The following is a 16258-nucleotide window of genomic DNA, read 5'->3' as shown; positions in this document are numbered from 1 at the left end:
CAAAAACACGTTAAAACACATTCCTGTCCTTTCACAGCACCAAAAAACAATTTATGGACTTTCAACTCACTGAAGAACACCTCATGATCCAGAAAGCGGCAAGAGATTTCGCCGTTAACGAACTATTACCCGGTGTAATTGAACGCGATGAAAAACAACAGTATCCTGCAGAACAGATCAAAAAACTCGGGGAATTAGGATTTCTGGGGATGATGGTTGATCCGAAATACGGTGGGGCCGGACTGGATACTATCTCTTATGTACTGGCCATGGAAGAGATTTCCAAGATAGATGCCTCTACCTCAGTATGCATGAGTGTAAATAATTCATTGGTTTGCTGGGGCCTGGAAACCTTTGGCTCTGAAGAACAGAAACAACAATACTTAGTGCCTCTGGCTACCGGTCAGATGACCGGCGCCTTCCTGCTTAGTGAGCCGGAAGCAGGTTCTGATGCTACTTCCCAGCGTACCCTGGCAGAAGATAAAGGCGACCATTACCTCGTAAATGGTACCAAAAACTGGATTACCAATGGTAGCAGCGCCAGTGTATACCTGGTTATTGCCCAGACTAACCCCGAAAAAGGCAGTAAAGGTATCAACGTATTAATAATAGAGAAAAACACACCCGGTATTACAATAGGCGCTAAAGAGAACAAACTGGGGATTCGTGGCAGTGATACACATAGCATCATGTTCCAGGATGTGATTGTTCCTAAAAAGAACAGGATAGGGGAAGATGGGTTTGGATTCAAATTCGCGATGAAAACCCTGGGAGGTGGCCGTATTGGTATTGCTTCACAGGCACTGGGTATTGCCAGTGGCGCTTATGAACTGGCGCTGAAATACTCCAAACAGCGTAAAGCGTTTGGTAAGGAGATCAGTCAGCACCAGGCTATCCAGTTTAAGCTGGCAGATATGGCTACGCGTATAGAAGCAGCGCGCCTGCTTTGCTTTAAAGCAGCGCTGGATAAAGATAATCATGCTGATTATACATTGAGCGCCTCCATGGCAAAGGTTTTTGCCTCTGAAACAGCGATGTGGGTGACTACAGAAGCTGTGCAGGTACATGGCGGTTATGGCTATGTGAAAGAATATCATGTAGAACGCCTGATGCGGGATGCTAAAATCACGCAGATTTATGAAGGCACCAGCGAGGTACAACGTATTGTTATCAGCAGGGCTATCCTCAGCTAATAAGTTTTTAGGTGCAGGGCGAAGCCCTGCACCTAAAAACCTTTATTTTTGTCGAACTATGTCAGTCAATCTATCAGCTTATAACAAGATCAAAGAACAGCTTAAACCTTATAATGCAAAGCTGGTAGCGGTAAGTAAAATAAAGCCTGCGGCAGATATTCAGGCATTATATAACCTTGGGCAGCGCATCTTTGGCGAAAACTACGTACAGGAACTACAGGAGAAACAGGCCTTATTGCCGACAGATATTCAATGGCATTTTATAGGGCACCTGCAAAGTAATAAGGTAAAATACATTGCCCCTTTTGTTACTATGATCCATGCGGTAGACAGCATGAAACTGCTGGAAGAGATCAATAAACAGGCTGTTAAATTTAATCGTACTATCGAATGCCTGTTACAGGTACATATAGCTGAAGAGGAAACTAAATTCGGTCTCAGCGAAAAAGAACTGGAAGAATTGCTGGAACAATGGCGTGAGCAGCAGCAAGATCTTCCTAATATCCGTATTGCCGGCCTGATGGGCATGGCGACCAACACAGATAACCTGGAGCAGGTAAGGAAAGAGTTTAATCATCTCAAAAGTCTTCAGACAAGCCTTAAAGCCTGTTTCTTTGCGGATCAGGATACTTTCAACGAACTTTCTATTGGCATGAGCGGCGACTATACTATAGCCCTGGAAGAGGGGAGTACTATGGTACGTATAGGTAGTATGCTTTTTGGGGCGAGAATCTGATGGGTGCAGGGCGAAGCCCTGCAAAACCCCCTTCAATCTATCCATCCTAAAACCACTACAGCAGTCTGAAAAGTATTTCTTATCTTTACCCTACTGATCTAATAGGATATATGGTAAAGAGATTTTTATTTTTATTATTAGCCGTGCCAACACTCACTTTCGGCTTGCAACTTGAAAAATGGGATTTAGAAAAAGGTACCTGGCAGGCTCGCCTGCACCGCAAAGACGGAGCCGATATCATCTTTAATTTTGAAGTAAAAGACAGCGCGCAGAAAAAGATCATATACATCTTAAATGCCCACGACCGTCTCCTGGTAGACGACGTAAAAGTATTAGGAGATTCGATCTTCATAAAAATGCCTTTCTTCGATTCCGAATTTAAAGCCGCATTTCGCCCCAATGGCGAAATTGCCGGTACATGGACCCGCCATCTCGCAAATAATGATGTCAGCATCCCTTTCTCCGCAGTATACAATATAAAAGAACGCTTTAAGCAGCATGAGGCTGCTAAAAACAATATAACAGGTCGCTGGTCCACCTATTTCGTCTCACCAGGCAAAGATTCTTCCTTTGCAGTAGGAGAGTTTAAACAAAAAGGCAACACCGTCTATGGGACTTTCCTCACTTCTACCGGAGATTACCGCTTTCTGGAAGGCATTGTAGACGGCGATACCCTCAAACTTTCTACATTTGATGGTTCTCATGCCTATTACTTCACCGCACTGGTAAACAATAATACCCTGGAAAACGGGGTGTTCTATGCCGGTATTGGTGATGGCAGAGAAGGCTGGACAGCTCAGAAAGATGATAAGGCCGCTTTACCGGATGAAAGAACACTGGCTACTGTAAAACCGGGTAATAATCGCCTCGATTTCTCTTTCCCCGATCTTACCGGAAAGAAAGTGGGCATTCATGATAAACGCTTTGAGAATAAAGTAGTGGTAATTACCCTGATGGGGTCCTGGTGCCCCAATTGTATGGATGAAACAGGATTTCTGTCCAGTTGGTACAAACAAAATAAGAGCAGGGGAGTAGAGGTAATAGGATTATCTTATGAACGTACTACCGACTTTGAAAAATCTAAAAAAGCATTGGAAGGATTCCTGAAAAGATTTGATGTATCATACCCTGTTTTAATTACCGGAGTAACGCCTTCAGATCCGCAAAAAACAGAAAAATCATTACCTCAGTTAACAGGTATCAAAGGATTTCCTACTACTATCTTCATAGATAAAAAAGGAATTGTAAGAGAAGTACACACTGGCTTTAATGGCCCTGGAACAGGTACTCACTACGAAGAGTTTAAAAAGGAATATAATAAGCTGGTAGATGATTTACTGGCGGAAAAATAAGCATAAAAAAAGAGGCGGTGATCATATCACTGCCTCTTTTTTTTATTGTCGCTTTGCCATCAATATTTAACCAGCTACTTCTTTTTTGAACTTGCTATAATGTGCAATGCTCTCATTTATCAGTGTCATAATACGTTCGCGGGCATCATCTTTCAAGCCTGTCGCTTCATTTTCGAAAATGTATTTCAACTCACTTAATCCATCTACACCTTTCCCCAATATTCTGCTGATACGGCCCTGAAAATGATGAGCGGACCGTTTAATCTTTTTCTTGGTTTCTGCTCCACTATCTGGTGCATTGAGAATCCCCAGCACTAACCCTGTAGCAACCCCTGCCAATGCTCCGCATAATAATTTTGCCGTACTCATAAAAAATGGTTTTTAAGGTTATACAAATATAATCTGGTACTGTTTTCCAATAATTAGGCCACACTAAATAGTGATTACACCTGTTTCTACAAAATGTTTAAAGCTCAGGATATCTTTCTCAACAATTCTTGCAAAAGCACCGTTCAGTAACCAGGCTAATCCTTTACCCACATATCTTGCCGGCGGACGATAAGTAATATTTACTTCAATTGCTGTACCACCAGGCACATCACTGAAATTTACCCTGCCTGCAGTTACAATATCGGAACCAGCAGCAGAACGCCATCCGATTAAACTACCGGGTTCTTCCTTAATTACTTCAGCATCCCATTCCACTTTACCAATACCCGCAGGGCCTGTAACTACCCAATGGGAATGATAACTATCCAATACATCCACAGAAGCGATATGTTTCATAAAAAGAGGGAGATTATCTATCTGACGCCAGAATGCATATACTTCTGCTCTTGGTTTATCTACTATTAATTTCTTCCGGATATTGAGCGCCTTTGCATGAGCATCCCCCAGTCGTTTCCCGGATGCTGCCGCAGATACAGGGCAATTACCGGAAATACCCCTGTAGAGTAAATACCCGCCGGTAATTAAGCGCAGCAAACTGCGGAATGGATGTTTATCAACATTACTGATGGCGGAAGTGGTTAACATAGCTCCGCTTACTATTGAGGCAATACGTCCCGGTTTGCTCACATTGAGGATATTGGATTTCTCATATAAAGCTGTGGCGCGGGGTTCGCCGTGTCCGTTTAAACTGCTGTATGTACTCATAACAATGTTTATTTATAAAATGTCCCCAATTACATGCCAACTATCTCAGATACAAACGCTATCTTAAAGGCCATAAAAATACAGACGTATGAAAAAACTCTTCACCTGTGGACTCCTCCTGGTAGCGCTGACAGGCATGGCACAGCAAAAACAGAAAGGCTGGATTCAGTTATTCAACGGGAAAGATCTCAAAAACTGGGATATCAAGATAAAAGGACATGACCTCAATGATAACTTCGGAAATACTTTCCGTGTAGAAAACGGACTGCTGAAAGTAAGGTATGACCACTACAAAAACTTCGACGAAAAATACGGGCATATCTTCTACAGAAAACAATTCTCTGCTTATCTGATAGTGGTAGAATACCGTTTTGTGGGAGAACAGGTGCCGGGTGGTCCGGGATGGGCTATCCGCAATAATGGTATAATGTTACAGGGGCAAACAGCTGCCAGCATGGGCAAAGATCAGGACTTCCCCATTTCTCTCGAAGAACAGCTCCTGGGTGGTAATGGCAAAGATGAAAGGCCTACCTCTAACCTTTGTACACCAGGTACAAACGTTGTCATCGATGGTAAACTGATTACAGAACATTGCATTACATCTACCTCTAAAACATATCATGGCGACCAGTGGGTACGTGCTTCTGCACTTGTACTCGGGGATTCCGTTATCAAACATATTGTATTCAAAGACACCGTACTTGTATACAATAAACCACAGGTAGGAGGGGGTAACGTTTCAAATGCAGATCCTTCATTGCTACAGGATGGACGTTTACTAAAGGAAGGTACTATCTCTTTACAAAGTGAAAGCCATCCTACAGACTTCCGGAAAGTTGCGCTGTTCGACCTTTCCCCATATGTACACGATCCTAAAAAACTGGATGCCATCATCAGAAAACTCCAACAGGAAACGAAATAAGAAAAGGCTGACAATCGTCAGCCTTTTTAATATCTATACCATTACCGGCCGCTCAATCACATGATTAAACTGCACACCATGAGGTGGCCTTGGCGGATGCGGCGGACGTGGAGCATTACGTGGCGGCACACAACTGGCTCCCAATATCAGCAGCAGTAACACGGGCAAAAATCTCATATATTTCATGTTGTAGGTTTTAGGTAACATAAACAAAGAACATGCCCGTCAACAGTTGTGATTCCCCGGATTGGCTGCTTATACTCCCTTTTTGAAGAGAAATATGCCGGATGGGACCGCTCTTTTCCTAAAAAGGTTTTTGCTCATATTGGCGCAAAAATGGCCAAATTTGACCTCAGAAAGGCTATTTATGGCTAAAATCCTACTTATTTGTCAGGAAGAGCCTGGCTCAACTCATATTATAAATAATTGATAAAAAGGGGAGGTGATATATATCAGCGCTAAGTTGCAATACTAAGGTTACCTTTGCAGGATGAATATGTCAACTATTTCCAGACCACGCATTCATTTTACCAAAGATCATGAGTGGATCGATTTTAATGGTACTGTTGGTTTTATTGGCTTGTCCGCCTTTAAATTAGCAGGAATAAAAAAGATTGATAGTGTTAAATGGTTCAATAACAAGGGCTCCATTGAAAAAGGGACCTTGATAGCAAACCTCTATTCAGGAGATGAAATCATCCCCGTGAATGCTCCGGTGAAGTGTAAGTTTCTCGGACCGAACATCAGATTGACCAATAACCTGGACTTGATTCTTGAAAGTCCTCAGGACCGTGGGTGGATATTTTTCATCACCCCTTCTAAATTTCAGGACAGGGAAGGTCTTCTTCAGCCCGAAGAATACCAGAAATTAATCAAAGTGCCCGTAGTAGCTTTGTAATTACACATGCAGAAGTTAAATCCTACAGCGCAAAACCCCTACAATACTGATGCTGCATTTGACTGGTTGTATCCCGAAAGGATACAACTTTTGTCAAAGCGGCACTGGACGCCCATGAGTGTAGCCCGCAAAGCTGCACATTTCCTTTCTCAGGGAGAGAAAAAGAAGATCCTGGATATCGGTAGTGGTGTAGGTAAATTCTGCCTGGTAGGTGCTATATATTACCCTGCGGCCACCTTTTATGGGGTGGAACAACGGCAGGAACTCCATAACTATGCCCTGGACGCCCAGGATGCCCTCAAAGTAAATAACGCCCATTTTATTCATGGCAACTTCACACAGCTGAATCTGGACGATTATGATGGTTTCTATTTCTATAACTCCTTCTTTGAAAATCTTGATAAAGGAGACCGTATAGACCATGAAATAGAATATTCCACCAGCCTGTATGTCTATTACTCAAAATACCTGTCACGCGCATTGGAAATGCGTCCCGCCGGTACACGTCTTGTTACTTTCCACAGCCTGGGTGATGAAGTCCCAAATGCTTATCAACTGGTAGATGCCTCAGATGATTTCCTCTATAAAAGTTATATAAAAAGATAGCACTGCTTATAGGTGTTCCGCCCTGGAATCCTTGACTGTATTAACATTCCATTTAAAATTGTTTTTCCCGTTCATCCTTTTTTCTGCACCAATTTCTTGCGTTGCCAATAAACTATTTATATATTAGCACTCGTCAGAAGGTCTCAACTTTTCATTTTTTCTTTTGGCTTAACTCATTTTAACGTTATGGTACTTAGATCGAAAAATCATGCAAGCCGGTCTTTGATGGGCTTCCTGTGCCTCTGTGGCATGGGAATGGCTGTTGTCAATCCTGCTGCGGGCCAGTCAGTTCCTCTGCAGGACCTTTCCTCATTTCATGATCCGGGAAAGAGCTGGAGTATAGCAGGTGATGCTATCGCAAATTTAGAAAAACCCGATGTGCTGCAAGCCGGCACCGGTACAGGTGTATTGCTGAATGTTCCGGATAAAACACACCCTGGTCAGGATCTCTTCTCAAATGCTGAATACGGAGACGTAGACATTGAACTGGATTATATGATGGCGCCAGGCGCTAATTCCGGTATTTATCTGCAAGGCAGATACGAAATCCAGCTGTTGGACAGCTGGTCCGTTACTACCCCTAAATCCGGTGATAACGGTGGTATCTACGAACGCTGGGATGATAGTCGTCCTGCCGGTCAGCAGGGATACGACGGACATGCTCCCCGTTACAATGTAAGCCGTGCGCCCGGTCTCTGGCAGCATATGAAAATTTCTTTTCAGGCGCCCCGCTTCGATGCCGCTGGTCACAAAACAGAAAATGCAAGAATGCTGCTGGTGGAACTGAATGGCGTTACTATTCACGAAGACGTAGAACTGCTGGGACCTACCCGTGGTTCTGCCAGTGAAGAAAAAGCGCTGGGGCCTTTACGTTTACAGGGAGATCATGGTGCTGTTGCTTTCCGCAATATCAGTATCACTAAAGCAGATCAGCCCCGCAAACAAAGAGATGCCAACCGTCGTGATGAAACAGATCCTATCCTGGTAGACGCGCCAGTAAATACCATTCTGCGCAGCTTTATGGATGTTCCCGGCACCCGTATCGTGCATGCTGTTTCTGTAGGTAGCCCTGAAAACGTGCATTACACCTATGATATGGACAGGGGGATGCTGGTACAGGTATGGCGTGGTGGTTTCCTGGATGCTACTTCTATGTGGCACGACAGGGGCAATGGATGCTCCCGTCCTCGTGGTATGGTGCAGTACCTGGGTACACCTGCTTTTACGCTGGCTAAGCTGTCTTCTGCTGAAGCGGCCTGGTTATCCGATACCACTGGTACAGGTTACCGTCCTAAAGGATATGTGCTGGATGATAAAGACCGTCCCACTTTTAAATACTTCCTGTATGGCGCTGCAGTTACAGATGCGGTACGTGTAATATCAGAAGGTCATGGTGTACATCGCGAACTCACTGTAGCTGCTCCGGTAGATGGTTTGTATGCGAAGCTGGCACAGGGCCGTACGATAGAAGCGCTTTCAAAGGATATGTATATCATCGATGGAAAATCATATTACCTGCAACTGGAAGATGCCGGTGGAGAAAAGCCTGTCATCCGCGATGCTGATGGCCTGAAAGAGCTGATTATTCCGGTACGCAGTAAACTGAGTTATTCCATCCTTTTCTAATCTTTTGACTATTGCAAATGAAAAATATTTATAAGGCATTATTGTACTCGCTGTTGCTTACAGCTGCCGCAACAACACTGCATGCCCAGGAAACGCCTAAGGAAGAAGACTTCTTTAAGATCATGAAAGTGACTTCTCCGGAAGGTACCCTGCTGGAAGTAGGTGGCCTAACGGTATTGCCTAATGGTGATCTGGGTATTTCTACACGTCGCGGAGATGTGTACGTGGTAGAAAACCCCACCAGCCGCAAACCTTATTTCCGCAAATTCGCTTCTGGTCTGCATGAGATCCTGGGACTGGTATGGAAAGATGGTGCATTCTACTGCGCACAGCGCGGGGAACTCACCAAACTGGTAGATACCAATATGGACGGTAAAGCAGACGTCTATGAAACTGTTTACGCATGGCCGCTTTCTGGTCATTATCATGAATATAGCTTCGGTCCCAAGATTGCACCGGATGGTTCTTTCTTTGTATCCGGCAACGTTGCTTTCGGCGATCAGGAATGGTGGCGTGGTGAAAGCAAGGTGCCATGGCGCGGATGGATGATGCATATCTGGGAAGATGGACGTATGGAGCCTTATGCAACAGGTTTCCGTTCTCCCTGTGGTATCAGTATGCTGAACGGAGAACTGTTCTATACTGAAAATCAGGGCGACTGGGTTGGTTCCGGTGGTCTCTGGAAGATAGATAAAGGTGACTTTATTGGTCATCCGGCAGGTTTACGCTGGTCTCAGGAGCCAAATTCTCCGGTGAAATTATCCGATGCGGAGTTTCATTCACTGGTGAAGGATCGTCGTGAGAAAGGTGCTGATGGTCATTATCTCAAACCGGAGAACATCGTAAATGAAAAGTTCGTAACGCTGGCAGATGTTAAAAAGAAGATCCCTTCTTTACGTTTACCGGCAGTTATTTTACCACATGGTATACAGGGTGTTTCCAACTCGGAAGCGATCATGATCCCTGAAGGAAGTTTTGGTCCTTTCGGCGGACAGATTTTAATTGGTGACCAGGGTCAGAGTAAGATCATGCGTGTGGTGATGGAGAAAGTGGATGGTGAATACCAGGGTGTTTCTTTTGATTTCCGTGCTGGGTTTCAGTCGGGGGTATTGAGGATGGCCTGGGCCAAAGACGGTTCTACTCTTTTTGTAGGGGAGACCAACAGGGGATGGGGTTCTGCAGGAGATGCCAATGAAGGTTTACAGCGTTTGGTATGGAATGAGAAGATGCCGTTTGAGATGCGTACAATCAAAGCAATGCCTGATGGTTTCGAAATAGAATTCACTTTACCTGTAGATAAGAAATCAGCAGAAGATCTGGCTTCTTATTCCGTGGAGAGTTTTACTTACAAGTATCACTCTGTATATGGCAGTCCTCCGGTAAACAATATTACCTGCCCTGTCAAAGGTGTTAAAGTCTCTGAAGACGGTCTTAAAGCCCGTATTATAGTAGACAGCTTACGCCTGGATTATGTGCATAATATCACACTGGAAGGTGTGCGTGCAAAGGACCATTCTTATTCACTGGTGCATCCTACCGGATTCTACACTTTACATCATATCCCGCAGGGTGATAAACTGCCATTAAGCAAAGCGAGTACGTTCAATTCTTCTAAGGCAAAGGCTGCACCTGCTACTGCTACTACTACTACTAAATCAGCAGTGGCTAAAGTGCCTAAATTTGAAGAAGTAAAGCCTTTACTGGCGAAGTATACTTGTCTGGCATGTCACGCTCCTAATAAGCGTCAGATAGGCCCTGCCTATTCTGATGTGGCTAAGCGCCATTACACTAACGAACAGATCCTGAAACTGCTGGCAAATCCAAAGCCTCAGAACTGGCCTGATTATGCTACTGAAATGCCGCCAATGCCACAGGTGCCTCGTAATGATGCCCTGAAAATAGCGGCGTGGATTAATTCTCTGAAGTAATCATCTTTTGAATAAAAGGGGAAGAAGCCGTCTATATTTATGACGGCTTCTTCTCTTTAAGCTAAAGCCAGTCTGTTATAATTCCTTTCTTATGATAATACCCTTCTGATAATTACGGTATAAATTCCTTCAGCCAATCCTTCACATTAAACGACGGACACGCCTTATGTACATTCGGAAAATCCCTGTGCCCCTGAATAACAGCCGCGGGATACTTTTCTCTCAGTAAACAAACCATATAATACATGGCAGTCTTTTGCTCAAGCGTCCGTGTATCCCGAGGATTATTATCCTCATCAACTCCACCAATATAACTAACATGAATACACACATCATTATACCCCTTAACACCATTCGCAATCAACTCCTCATCCAGTAATCGCTGAACCGTCCCATCTATAGGTAAAATATAGTGGTATCCCGGATTCTTCCAGTGCAACTGTGTTCTCCAATAGTTCTGTATAGCGGCAACTGGTGTTAAAGGCGATGTTGCCGTACAGTGGATAACGATGTATTTTATGTTTCGCATAATCAGAATTTTATAAATGAATATTGTAATGAAATCCCTACAGAAGGCGTAAACGCTTTTCCGTTCCATCCGTAACCGGCGTATGGTCCGATTGTAAAATGTTGCCTGTTTATCATCCTCAGCGCGGTAATACCTGTTAAGTGAACATTTGGATTCAGACTATAAGCATCTACATAAGGTTTTTTATGCTTCTGATAAGCAGTGATGATAATCGAATCCGTAAACCGGTAATTAATCACAGACTCTTTCCCTATTTCACCGGTAAGATTCAGCCACTGGTCATGAAAGCTAAATTTGTATATGGTGGTAGAATCCGGCAGATAGACGGTGTCTACCTTAGGATAAATAAACCCGGTAGTCGCGGAGCTGACGGTCGTAATATCCCGGATATCCTCTTGTTTCACCTGCTTTTTTACAGCGTTTAAAAAAGCGGATGGTTTTTGTATGCTGCCGGCCATTTTGCTGATATGTTCCGTATTGTATTTGTCCTTCCAGTATACCGCACTGTCTTGCGTAACGTTGATATATTCCTGTTTGTGAAAACATGTTCTTAGTGTTATAAAAGTGAAAAATGTGAGTAAAAGAATGATGGTAATATGTGTTTTCATTTTCTTTTGTCTTTACTGTCAGGAGAAAAAGCGATCAGGTTGCACATTTGCCGTAACCGGCTGCGCAGCCGGTTGCCGTAACGTTTTTCCAGTTCTTCCCCATCCATGTTTGTGGTGAGATAAGTAATCATGTGTGCTTCCATGAACAGATCGTAACGATGGAAGAGAATGTCTGCCATTACGTTCATGCTGTTACCGAAATAGTTTACGTCTGATTCCAGTCCCAGGTCATCAAAACAACTGGGACGAGGAGCACTTGAGTGGATATCAAAGCATTGTTTGCTGTAACGACTGATCACCATATAACCTTCTCTCATAAATTCCAGGCTGACTTCTCTGCAGGAACGGATGAGAAATCTGTTATGAGGTGTTACCAGTGTCCGCATGATGCGCATGATAGCCGTCTTTCCGCATCCGACAGGTCCATTGATGATCAGCCCTTTGTACAGGTCTATACCCAGATGATCAGCCATGTTTTCGTCCTGAAGGAAGTAGGTGATCAGTTTCAGGATTGGCGCCCGATCAATATCATCGATGTTGTAATCCGGATGTAACAGCTCTTTTCCCTTTGCTATTATGAGTTGTAAAATCGCATGATAGTCATAGGGGGTTTGAATAGTTTTTGTTATTTTTTGTGTGGAGAGGATTTTGTCGTTCATTACCGAATTTGTTTTTTGTTGTTAAAAGCCATTTTGAGGCCGCTGCCTGCCATTTTCTGATGGGTTGCCTACCCATCATCCACCCGTTGGCTGAATAGTGGTAAAAAAAGCCGAGCGCCGTTTCTGTGTTTGCATGTTCTTTATCAAACCAGCTTAAAACTTCCTGCATGGTTGGATACTTTTGTGCGTGTGTCTCACACTCAATTGTTTTGCATTGTTTATAAGATTGTTTTTTTAAGTGTACCAGTTCTGGTACGGCTTCTGTACCAGTATTGGTACCTGTTTTGAGCAGATCTGGTACTACCTTTTTCACGTCTGGTACTACCCCTGTACCAGTGGAAGTACTACCCCCTGTATCAGGACTGGTACTACTCTCCCGAAAAAGATCCAACTGGTTTTTTGCAATCTCATGATCAGTTAACCGGATGACTGTTACTTTCGGGTAATGCCCTTTGTGCAACTCCGGCTGATAGATGATGTAACCGAATTCATGCAGTTGTTTAAGCATTTTGGCAAACGTATTCTTGTTGCCTATACGACTTCCGTTCATGAGTAAGTCACGCGAGATCCTGAATACAGGCGTAAAATGGTACTTGTTCCAGGTGTTGAACAGTGCGATGTACAACGTAATGTGCAAGGGTTTCAGACGCCTATCTCTTTCTACGAGGTAGTAGAAATTTTGCATGTGAAGAATGTAATTCATCGTTTAGTTTTTTTTCTTCTAAGAGTTTGCTGATAATTCTGCGGGCGTAGTATTCTACGGTTTGGCAGGTTTGTCTTTTTGAGAGGAGAAATAAATTTCCTTACTTGTTGTTGCTCTTTTTGAGTCAGGGGGATGTTTGTTTGCATAGTTTGAATGTTTTTATGCAAATCAAAAAAAATAAGGAATACAAGAACAGGTGCAAAGGGGTCTGACCCCTTTGCACCCCTGTTGATTATCAATAAGTTGAAGAGAAAAAAAGTTATAAATTTCTAAGATGATCGATCATCCTTGTAAGAAACCCGATTGCATCCTCAATAGCTGCGGGTTCAGGATTACGATAGTTTTTCTTAAAAGTTGTAATTGCCAGATCATCCGTTCTTCTGGAATTGAAATGCGTAACTATATAGGATACGATTTCATCCTGAACTTTAGGGGTGATATTCAGCGCTGCTTTCATAAGCGCTTTTGTAAGAACTGCAATTCCTCCTGCCGTGACATCCAGCTTTATTTTTTCAATAGTTGTAATGTGCTGGCTGGGAGCTGGCTGGCTATCCAGTGTTGGCGAAAAATGGTATTGTACGAAGTAATTAAGTACTCCGGTGTGGGATAAAACTTCCTTCATCAATTGTGTGGTGAAAGAATACTCGCTTTCTTTTTTAGAAATTGCCTCTTCTAACAGACTTTCAAGTACTGTTAGTGTACGATATTTATGCGCAATAAACTGCTTGTATTTCTGTTGGTTAACAATAGAAAGGGCGTTTATTACAATGGCTTCCCTGATAGTGTGGATTTCCGCTAAGAGCGCGGCTTTCTGAGCTTCGTATTGTTTCTTGTCTCTAAGGTTATCTTCTTCTACATTGCAAAGGTGGTAAACAATACTGGTCAGAGTGGTAACTGATGACGACATACTTATCTTTTCTACAATTAAAAATTACGGTTTCGGTCCTGGTTGTTAAGGGCCTTGCAAAATCTATCTTCATTTTTGTAAATTTTTATGGGAGCTAATTTATGTTATATAATATTTTGACCAAATTTTTCTTTTGTCCATTTTAGTGAAGGGGGATGTATGACACATCCCCCCGGCTGTTAATTTACATCAACAGCGATGATTGTAAGGGCATTGAAACTACCTGTCTTTAACTGATATAAACTACCGTTAAACTCCTGATAAAATTCAACTCCCAACACCAGAAATAGTGGATCTGCACTATTTGCCGGCAGGTTATGCGTGAGCGTTAACAGGGCTTCCTGTTGTGTGCCATAAGCTATTTCTGCACTGCTTGCAGATACTGACTGATAACTTTCATTTAAGAAATCTACTGCGGAGGCAGCGCTTATCAGTTTGAAGTGAGTAGTACCTGCGGGTGCGTTAATAGCATCCTGCGGAATGTAAGCCGGAATAGAAACCGATGCCACTCCCGTTACACGGTCGATCGCAGTCGTATACTGTTCTGATAAAACAGTACTGAGCGGGCTTTTAATGTTGAAGTTAAAGCCCTTCAGCAGACTGGCATCTCCACTCCAGATATTACGTTCTCCACGCGCACTTGTGATATCCGTTTTCTGCACGTCCATAATAGCCTGTACTAAACGGCTGATCACTCTGCCATCTGCACTTTTGGATAAGAATTTGCTAAAGGCTGCCCTTAGCACCTTTCCTGCTTTACCGGCCCTTCCAAACTCCTGCGCATTTTCCCTTACACGGGCAAACGCAGGATCTGTTGAACGATTACCACTGACGGTTGTTTTTTGCCGGGCCATCATCCCATCCTGGGATTTATAGAAGGTGATATCTCCTATGGTACCCTCTAATTTTGTTATTCCTAATTGTTTAGCCATGGTTAAAATTTTGTAAATTTGTGTATAACGTTTACGTAGGTACGTTATACTTAAACCCCGGTTCCTGCAGTAACCTTTTACAATAATACACCTGAGGATGACACGAAAAAAATGTGCTGATCATCCCTATCACATTTAATCACTTTTGATCAATATTGAACATTATGATACATAGAGTAGTAATTTATGCGAAAGACGTAGAGAACATCACCGGCAAAGAAAACCAGGCTGCGCGGCGGCTCTTAAAAAAGATAAAAAAGCAACTGGGCAAAGCACCACAGGAGTTTGTGACGATGCAGGATTTTTGCCTGGTGACAGGGATACCGGAAGAAGTAGTAGTGCCTTTTTTGAAGTATTGATGTTTTACCCTGATATTTAGGGTATTTCAAGCGACTCATCAGGTAGTATTAGCCCCATACTAGCCCTCTCATAGTCCCCTATAAGTCCCCTGTAAGCCCACCTTATTTAAGGGGGAGTTATAGGGGACTTATACTTGTCTTAATAACAGATTTTAACTAAATTGTAGTATACACGACATAACATATGGCCCGACTTAGAGGAGGTATCGATTTCACCGGAAAAATCGGAGGTTTATCTGCCTACAAAAGAAAAGATATAGATGGTACTTTTGTCCGAATCTCTGAAGGAGTATCCAGCAATAAAATCAAAACAGCTAAAAGTTTTGAAAGAACACGGGAGAATAATCTCGAGTGGAAAGGTTGCGGCAGAGCAGCTGGCAGAATCAGATGGGCATTGCTGTTTGTAAGACATCTTGCAGATCACAACATCACAGCTGAATTTTCGAAATTATGTAAAGTGATACAATTGCAGGATACTGAAAATGTAAAGGGACAGCGGTCTATTCTGTTTTCTAAACACAGGGACCTGCTGGAAGGGTTTCGCATTACTCAGAAAAACCCTTTTGACGGCGTAGTAAGGCTTCCGTTGAAATATGAGATCATAAGAGAAACCGGCAGTGCATGGGTACAGTTACCTAACCTGACACCGGAAATAAACCTGTTCATCCCGTGGCAATATCCGCTGTTCCGGTTTGTGATCTCATTACAGGCTATTACAGACCTGCACTACAACTATCCTGCATATACAAATAAAGACACTGACACTGCACCAGCTGCTTATACAGCGTGGCAGCCAGTAGGAGAAAACTACACAGGAGAGCGTATCGAATTACAATTAGAAGGAGGAGAGAAACGGGATGATTCCTGGACGTTTATACTGTCCGTAGGACTTGAAATGGGTACACCTATCAGCAACAAGATTGTAAACACGATGAAAGATGCAGGTTGTGCCAGGATATTGGCGGTAGGGTAAGTGTCGTACTATTCATTTTTTTGGTATTTAAGAAATATCCATTACTGTGCTTGGGGTTATATAATTAAAAGTTTTCAATCTTAAAATATTACTTGTAATCTTATTGTTTTCTGATAATCAAATTTATAGAAAATAAATATATTTATATATGTACTTTTGTGGATGTCATGCC

General features: G+C 43.0%; 19 protein-coding genes. 10 read left to right on the top strand and 9 right to left on the bottom strand.

Going from position 1 to position 16258, the window contains the following annotated elements; all coding sequences use genetic code 11:
- The first annotated feature begins 53 nt into the window (after positions 1-53).
- The 3 genes from BMW86_RS01920 (at position 54) to BMW86_RS01910 (ending at position 3281) form a co-directional block, all read left to right on the top strand.
- A complete protein-coding gene (locus BMW86_RS01920; RefSeq protein ID WP_089778443.1) occupies positions 54-1193 on the top strand; it encodes an acyl-CoA dehydrogenase in 1140 nt (379 codons plus the stop codon).
- A 58-nt stretch (positions 1194-1251) separates the two neighbouring features.
- Positions 1252-1929 (top strand): YggS family pyridoxal phosphate-dependent enzyme, encoded by a 678-nt coding sequence (locus BMW86_RS01915; RefSeq protein ID WP_089778441.1) that lies wholly within the window; start codon positions 1252-1254, stop codon positions 1927-1929.
- Positions 1930-2039: 110 nt separating this feature from the next.
- Positions 2040-3281 carry a TlpA disulfide reductase family protein gene (locus tag BMW86_RS01910; protein ID WP_089778439.1) on the top strand — a complete coding sequence of 414 codons (1242 nt, stop codon included), beginning with the start codon at positions 2040-2042 and terminating at the stop codon, positions 3279-3281.
- Between the two features lie 66 nt (positions 3282-3347).
- Here BMW86_RS01910 and BMW86_RS01905 read toward each other — a convergent pair whose 3' ends face one another.
- Both BMW86_RS01905 and BMW86_RS01900 read right to left on the bottom strand, forming a co-directional pair.
- Entirely contained in the window at positions 3348-3650 is a 303-nt protein-coding gene (locus tag BMW86_RS01905) for a YtxH domain-containing protein (RefSeq protein WP_089778436.1), read from the bottom strand.
- Between the two features lie 63 nt (positions 3651-3713).
- Positions 3714-4436 (bottom strand): SRPBCC family protein, encoded by a 723-nt coding sequence (locus tag BMW86_RS01900; protein WP_089778434.1) that lies wholly within the window; start codon positions 4434-4436, stop codon positions 3714-3716.
- Positions 4437-4524: 88 nt separating this feature from the next.
- On the opposite strand from BMW86_RS01900, the gene BMW86_RS01895 reads away from it, so the two are divergent.
- Positions 4525-5358: a 3-keto-disaccharide hydrolase gene (locus BMW86_RS01895; RefSeq protein WP_089778432.1), complete on the top strand. Its 834-nt coding sequence runs from the start codon at positions 4525-4527 to the stop codon at positions 5356-5358.
- 33 nt (positions 5359-5391) lie between these two features.
- Here BMW86_RS01895 and BMW86_RS32700 read toward each other — a convergent pair whose 3' ends face one another.
- On the bottom strand, positions 5392-5544 hold the full coding sequence (locus tag BMW86_RS32700; protein ID WP_177189125.1) for a hypothetical protein: 153 nt from the start codon (positions 5542-5544) through the stop codon (positions 5392-5394).
- Between the two features lie 304 nt (positions 5545-5848).
- Here BMW86_RS32700 and BMW86_RS01890 point away from each other — a divergent pair, with 304 nt between their 5' ends.
- The 4 genes from BMW86_RS01890 (at position 5849) to BMW86_RS01875 (ending at position 10416) form a co-directional block, all read left to right on the top strand.
- On the top strand, positions 5849-6256 hold the full coding sequence (locus BMW86_RS01890; protein WP_089778429.1) for a glycine cleavage system protein H: 408 nt from the start codon (positions 5849-5851) through the stop codon (positions 6254-6256).
- A 6-nt stretch (positions 6257-6262) separates the two neighbouring features.
- A complete protein-coding gene (locus BMW86_RS01885) occupies positions 6263-6862 on the top strand; it encodes a class I SAM-dependent methyltransferase (RefSeq protein ID WP_089778427.1) in 600 nt (199 codons plus the stop codon).
- Positions 6863-7048: 186 nt separating this feature from the next.
- Positions 7049-8488, top strand: coding sequence for a 3-keto-disaccharide hydrolase (locus BMW86_RS01880; RefSeq protein WP_089778426.1), 1440 nt, complete (start codon positions 7049-7051; stop codon positions 8486-8488).
- 17 nt (positions 8489-8505) lie between these two features.
- Entirely contained in the window at positions 8506-10416 is a 1911-nt protein-coding gene (locus tag BMW86_RS01875; protein ID WP_089778424.1) for a c-type cytochrome, read from the top strand.
- Between the two features lie 112 nt (positions 10417-10528).
- On the opposite strand, the gene BMW86_RS01870 is transcribed toward BMW86_RS01875, so the two are convergent.
- The 6 genes from BMW86_RS01870 to BMW86_RS01840 all read right to left on the bottom strand — a co-directional run bounded on the left by BMW86_RS01870 (position 10529) and on the right by BMW86_RS01840 (position 14754).
- Positions 10529-10945 (bottom strand): N-acetylmuramoyl-L-alanine amidase, encoded by a 417-nt coding sequence (locus BMW86_RS01870; RefSeq protein WP_089778422.1) that lies wholly within the window; start codon positions 10943-10945, stop codon positions 10529-10531.
- A gap of 2 nt (positions 10946-10947) precedes the next feature.
- A complete protein-coding gene (locus BMW86_RS01865) occupies positions 10948-11553 on the bottom strand; it encodes a hypothetical protein (RefSeq protein WP_089778420.1) in 606 nt (201 codons plus the stop codon).
- On the bottom strand, positions 11550-12212 hold the full coding sequence (locus BMW86_RS01860; protein ID WP_089778419.1) for a P-loop NTPase family protein: 663 nt from the start codon (positions 12210-12212) through the stop codon (positions 11550-11552). The genes BMW86_RS01865 and BMW86_RS01860 overlap by 4 nt, the downstream gene beginning before the upstream one ends.
- Entirely contained in the window at positions 12154-12897 is a 744-nt protein-coding gene (locus tag BMW86_RS01855) for a hypothetical protein (protein ID WP_143056455.1), read from the bottom strand. The genes BMW86_RS01860 and BMW86_RS01855 overlap by 59 nt, the downstream gene beginning before the upstream one ends.
- A gap of 277 nt (positions 12898-13174) precedes the next feature.
- Positions 13175-13822: a hypothetical protein gene (locus BMW86_RS01845; RefSeq protein WP_089778412.1), complete on the bottom strand. Its 648-nt coding sequence runs from the start codon at positions 13820-13822 to the stop codon at positions 13175-13177.
- A gap of 179 nt (positions 13823-14001) precedes the next feature.
- A complete protein-coding gene (locus BMW86_RS01840; protein WP_089778411.1) occupies positions 14002-14754 on the bottom strand; it encodes a hypothetical protein in 753 nt (250 codons plus the stop codon).
- Positions 14755-14918: 164 nt separating this feature from the next.
- On the opposite strand from BMW86_RS01840, the gene BMW86_RS01835 reads away from it, so the two are divergent.
- Both BMW86_RS01835 and BMW86_RS01830 read left to right on the top strand, forming a co-directional pair.
- Positions 14919-15113 carry a hypothetical protein gene (locus tag BMW86_RS01835; RefSeq protein WP_218149093.1) on the top strand — a complete coding sequence of 65 codons (195 nt, stop codon included), beginning with the start codon at positions 14919-14921 and terminating at the stop codon, positions 15111-15113.
- Between the two features lie 184 nt (positions 15114-15297).
- The gene (locus tag BMW86_RS01830) at positions 15298-16086 is read left to right on the top strand and encodes a hypothetical protein (protein ID WP_089778407.1); all 789 of its coding nucleotides are present in this window, start codon (positions 15298-15300) and stop codon (positions 16084-16086) included.
- The last annotated feature ends 172 nt before the right edge of the window (positions 16087-16258 follow it).

The organism is Chitinophaga sp. YR573 (genome assembly GCF_900110995.1).
In the GTDB taxonomy this organism is placed as follows: Bacteria; Bacteroidota; Bacteroidia; order Chitinophagales; family Chitinophagaceae; genus Chitinophaga.
The sequence above is the reverse complement of the archived record's forward strand: the minus strand, read 5'-3'. Positions and strand labels throughout refer to the sequence as shown.

Bases quoted from the DNA above. Each gene is read 5' to 3' on its own strand.
- BMW86_RS01920 (WP_089778443.1), top strand. From the start codon at position 54: ATGGACTTTCAACTCACTGAAGAACACCTCATGATCCAGAAAGCGGCA.
- BMW86_RS01915 (WP_089778441.1), top strand. From the start codon at position 1,252: ATGTCAGTCAATCTATCAGCTTATAACAAGATCAAAGAACAGCTTAAA.
- BMW86_RS01910 (WP_089778439.1), top strand. From the start codon at position 2,040: ATGGTAAAGAGATTTTTATTTTTATTATTAGCCGTGCCAACACTCACT.
- BMW86_RS01905 (WP_089778436.1), bottom strand. From the start codon at position 3,650: ATGAGTACGGCAAAATTATTATGCGGAGCATTGGCAGGGGTTGCTACA.
- BMW86_RS01900 (WP_089778434.1), bottom strand. From the start codon at position 4,436: ATGAGTACATACAGCAGTTTAAACGGACACGGCGAACCCCGCGCCACA.
- BMW86_RS01895 (WP_089778432.1), top strand. From the start codon at position 4,525: ATGAAAAAACTCTTCACCTGTGGACTCCTCCTGGTAGCGCTGACAGGC.
- BMW86_RS32700 (WP_177189125.1), bottom strand. From the start codon at position 5,544: ATGAAATATATGAGATTTTTGCCCGTGTTACTGCTGCTGATATTGGGA.
- BMW86_RS01890 (WP_089778429.1), top strand. From the start codon at position 5,849: ATGAATATGTCAACTATTTCCAGACCACGCATTCATTTTACCAAAGAT.
- BMW86_RS01885 (WP_089778427.1), top strand. From the start codon at position 6,263: ATGCAGAAGTTAAATCCTACAGCGCAAAACCCCTACAATACTGATGCT.
- BMW86_RS01880 (WP_089778426.1), top strand. From the start codon at position 7,049: ATGGTACTTAGATCGAAAAATCATGCAAGCCGGTCTTTGATGGGCTTC.
- BMW86_RS01875 (WP_089778424.1), top strand. From the start codon at position 8,506: ATGAAAAATATTTATAAGGCATTATTGTACTCGCTGTTGCTTACAGCT.
- BMW86_RS01870 (WP_089778422.1), bottom strand. From the start codon at position 10,945: ATGCGAAACATAAAATACATCGTTATCCACTGTACGGCAACATCGCCT.
- BMW86_RS01865 (WP_089778420.1), bottom strand. From the start codon at position 11,553: ATGAAAACACATATTACCATCATTCTTTTACTCACATTTTTCACTTTT.
- BMW86_RS01860 (WP_089778419.1), bottom strand. From the start codon at position 12,212: ATGAACGACAAAATCCTCTCCACACAAAAAATAACAAAAACTATTCAA.
- BMW86_RS01855 (WP_143056455.1), bottom strand. From the start codon at position 12,897: ATGCAAAATTTCTACTACCTCGTAGAAAGAGATAGGCGTCTGAAACCC.
- BMW86_RS01845 (WP_089778412.1), bottom strand. From the start codon at position 13,822: ATGTCGTCATCAGTTACCACTCTGACCAGTATTGTTTACCACCTTTGC.
- BMW86_RS01840 (WP_089778411.1), bottom strand. From the start codon at position 14,754: ATGGCTAAACAATTAGGAATAACAAAATTAGAGGGTACCATAGGAGAT.
- BMW86_RS01835 (WP_218149093.1), top strand. From the start codon at position 14,919: ATGATACATAGAGTAGTAATTTATGCGAAAGACGTAGAGAACATCACC.
- BMW86_RS01830 (WP_089778407.1), top strand. From the start codon at position 15,298: ATGGCCCGACTTAGAGGAGGTATCGATTTCACCGGAAAAATCGGAGGT.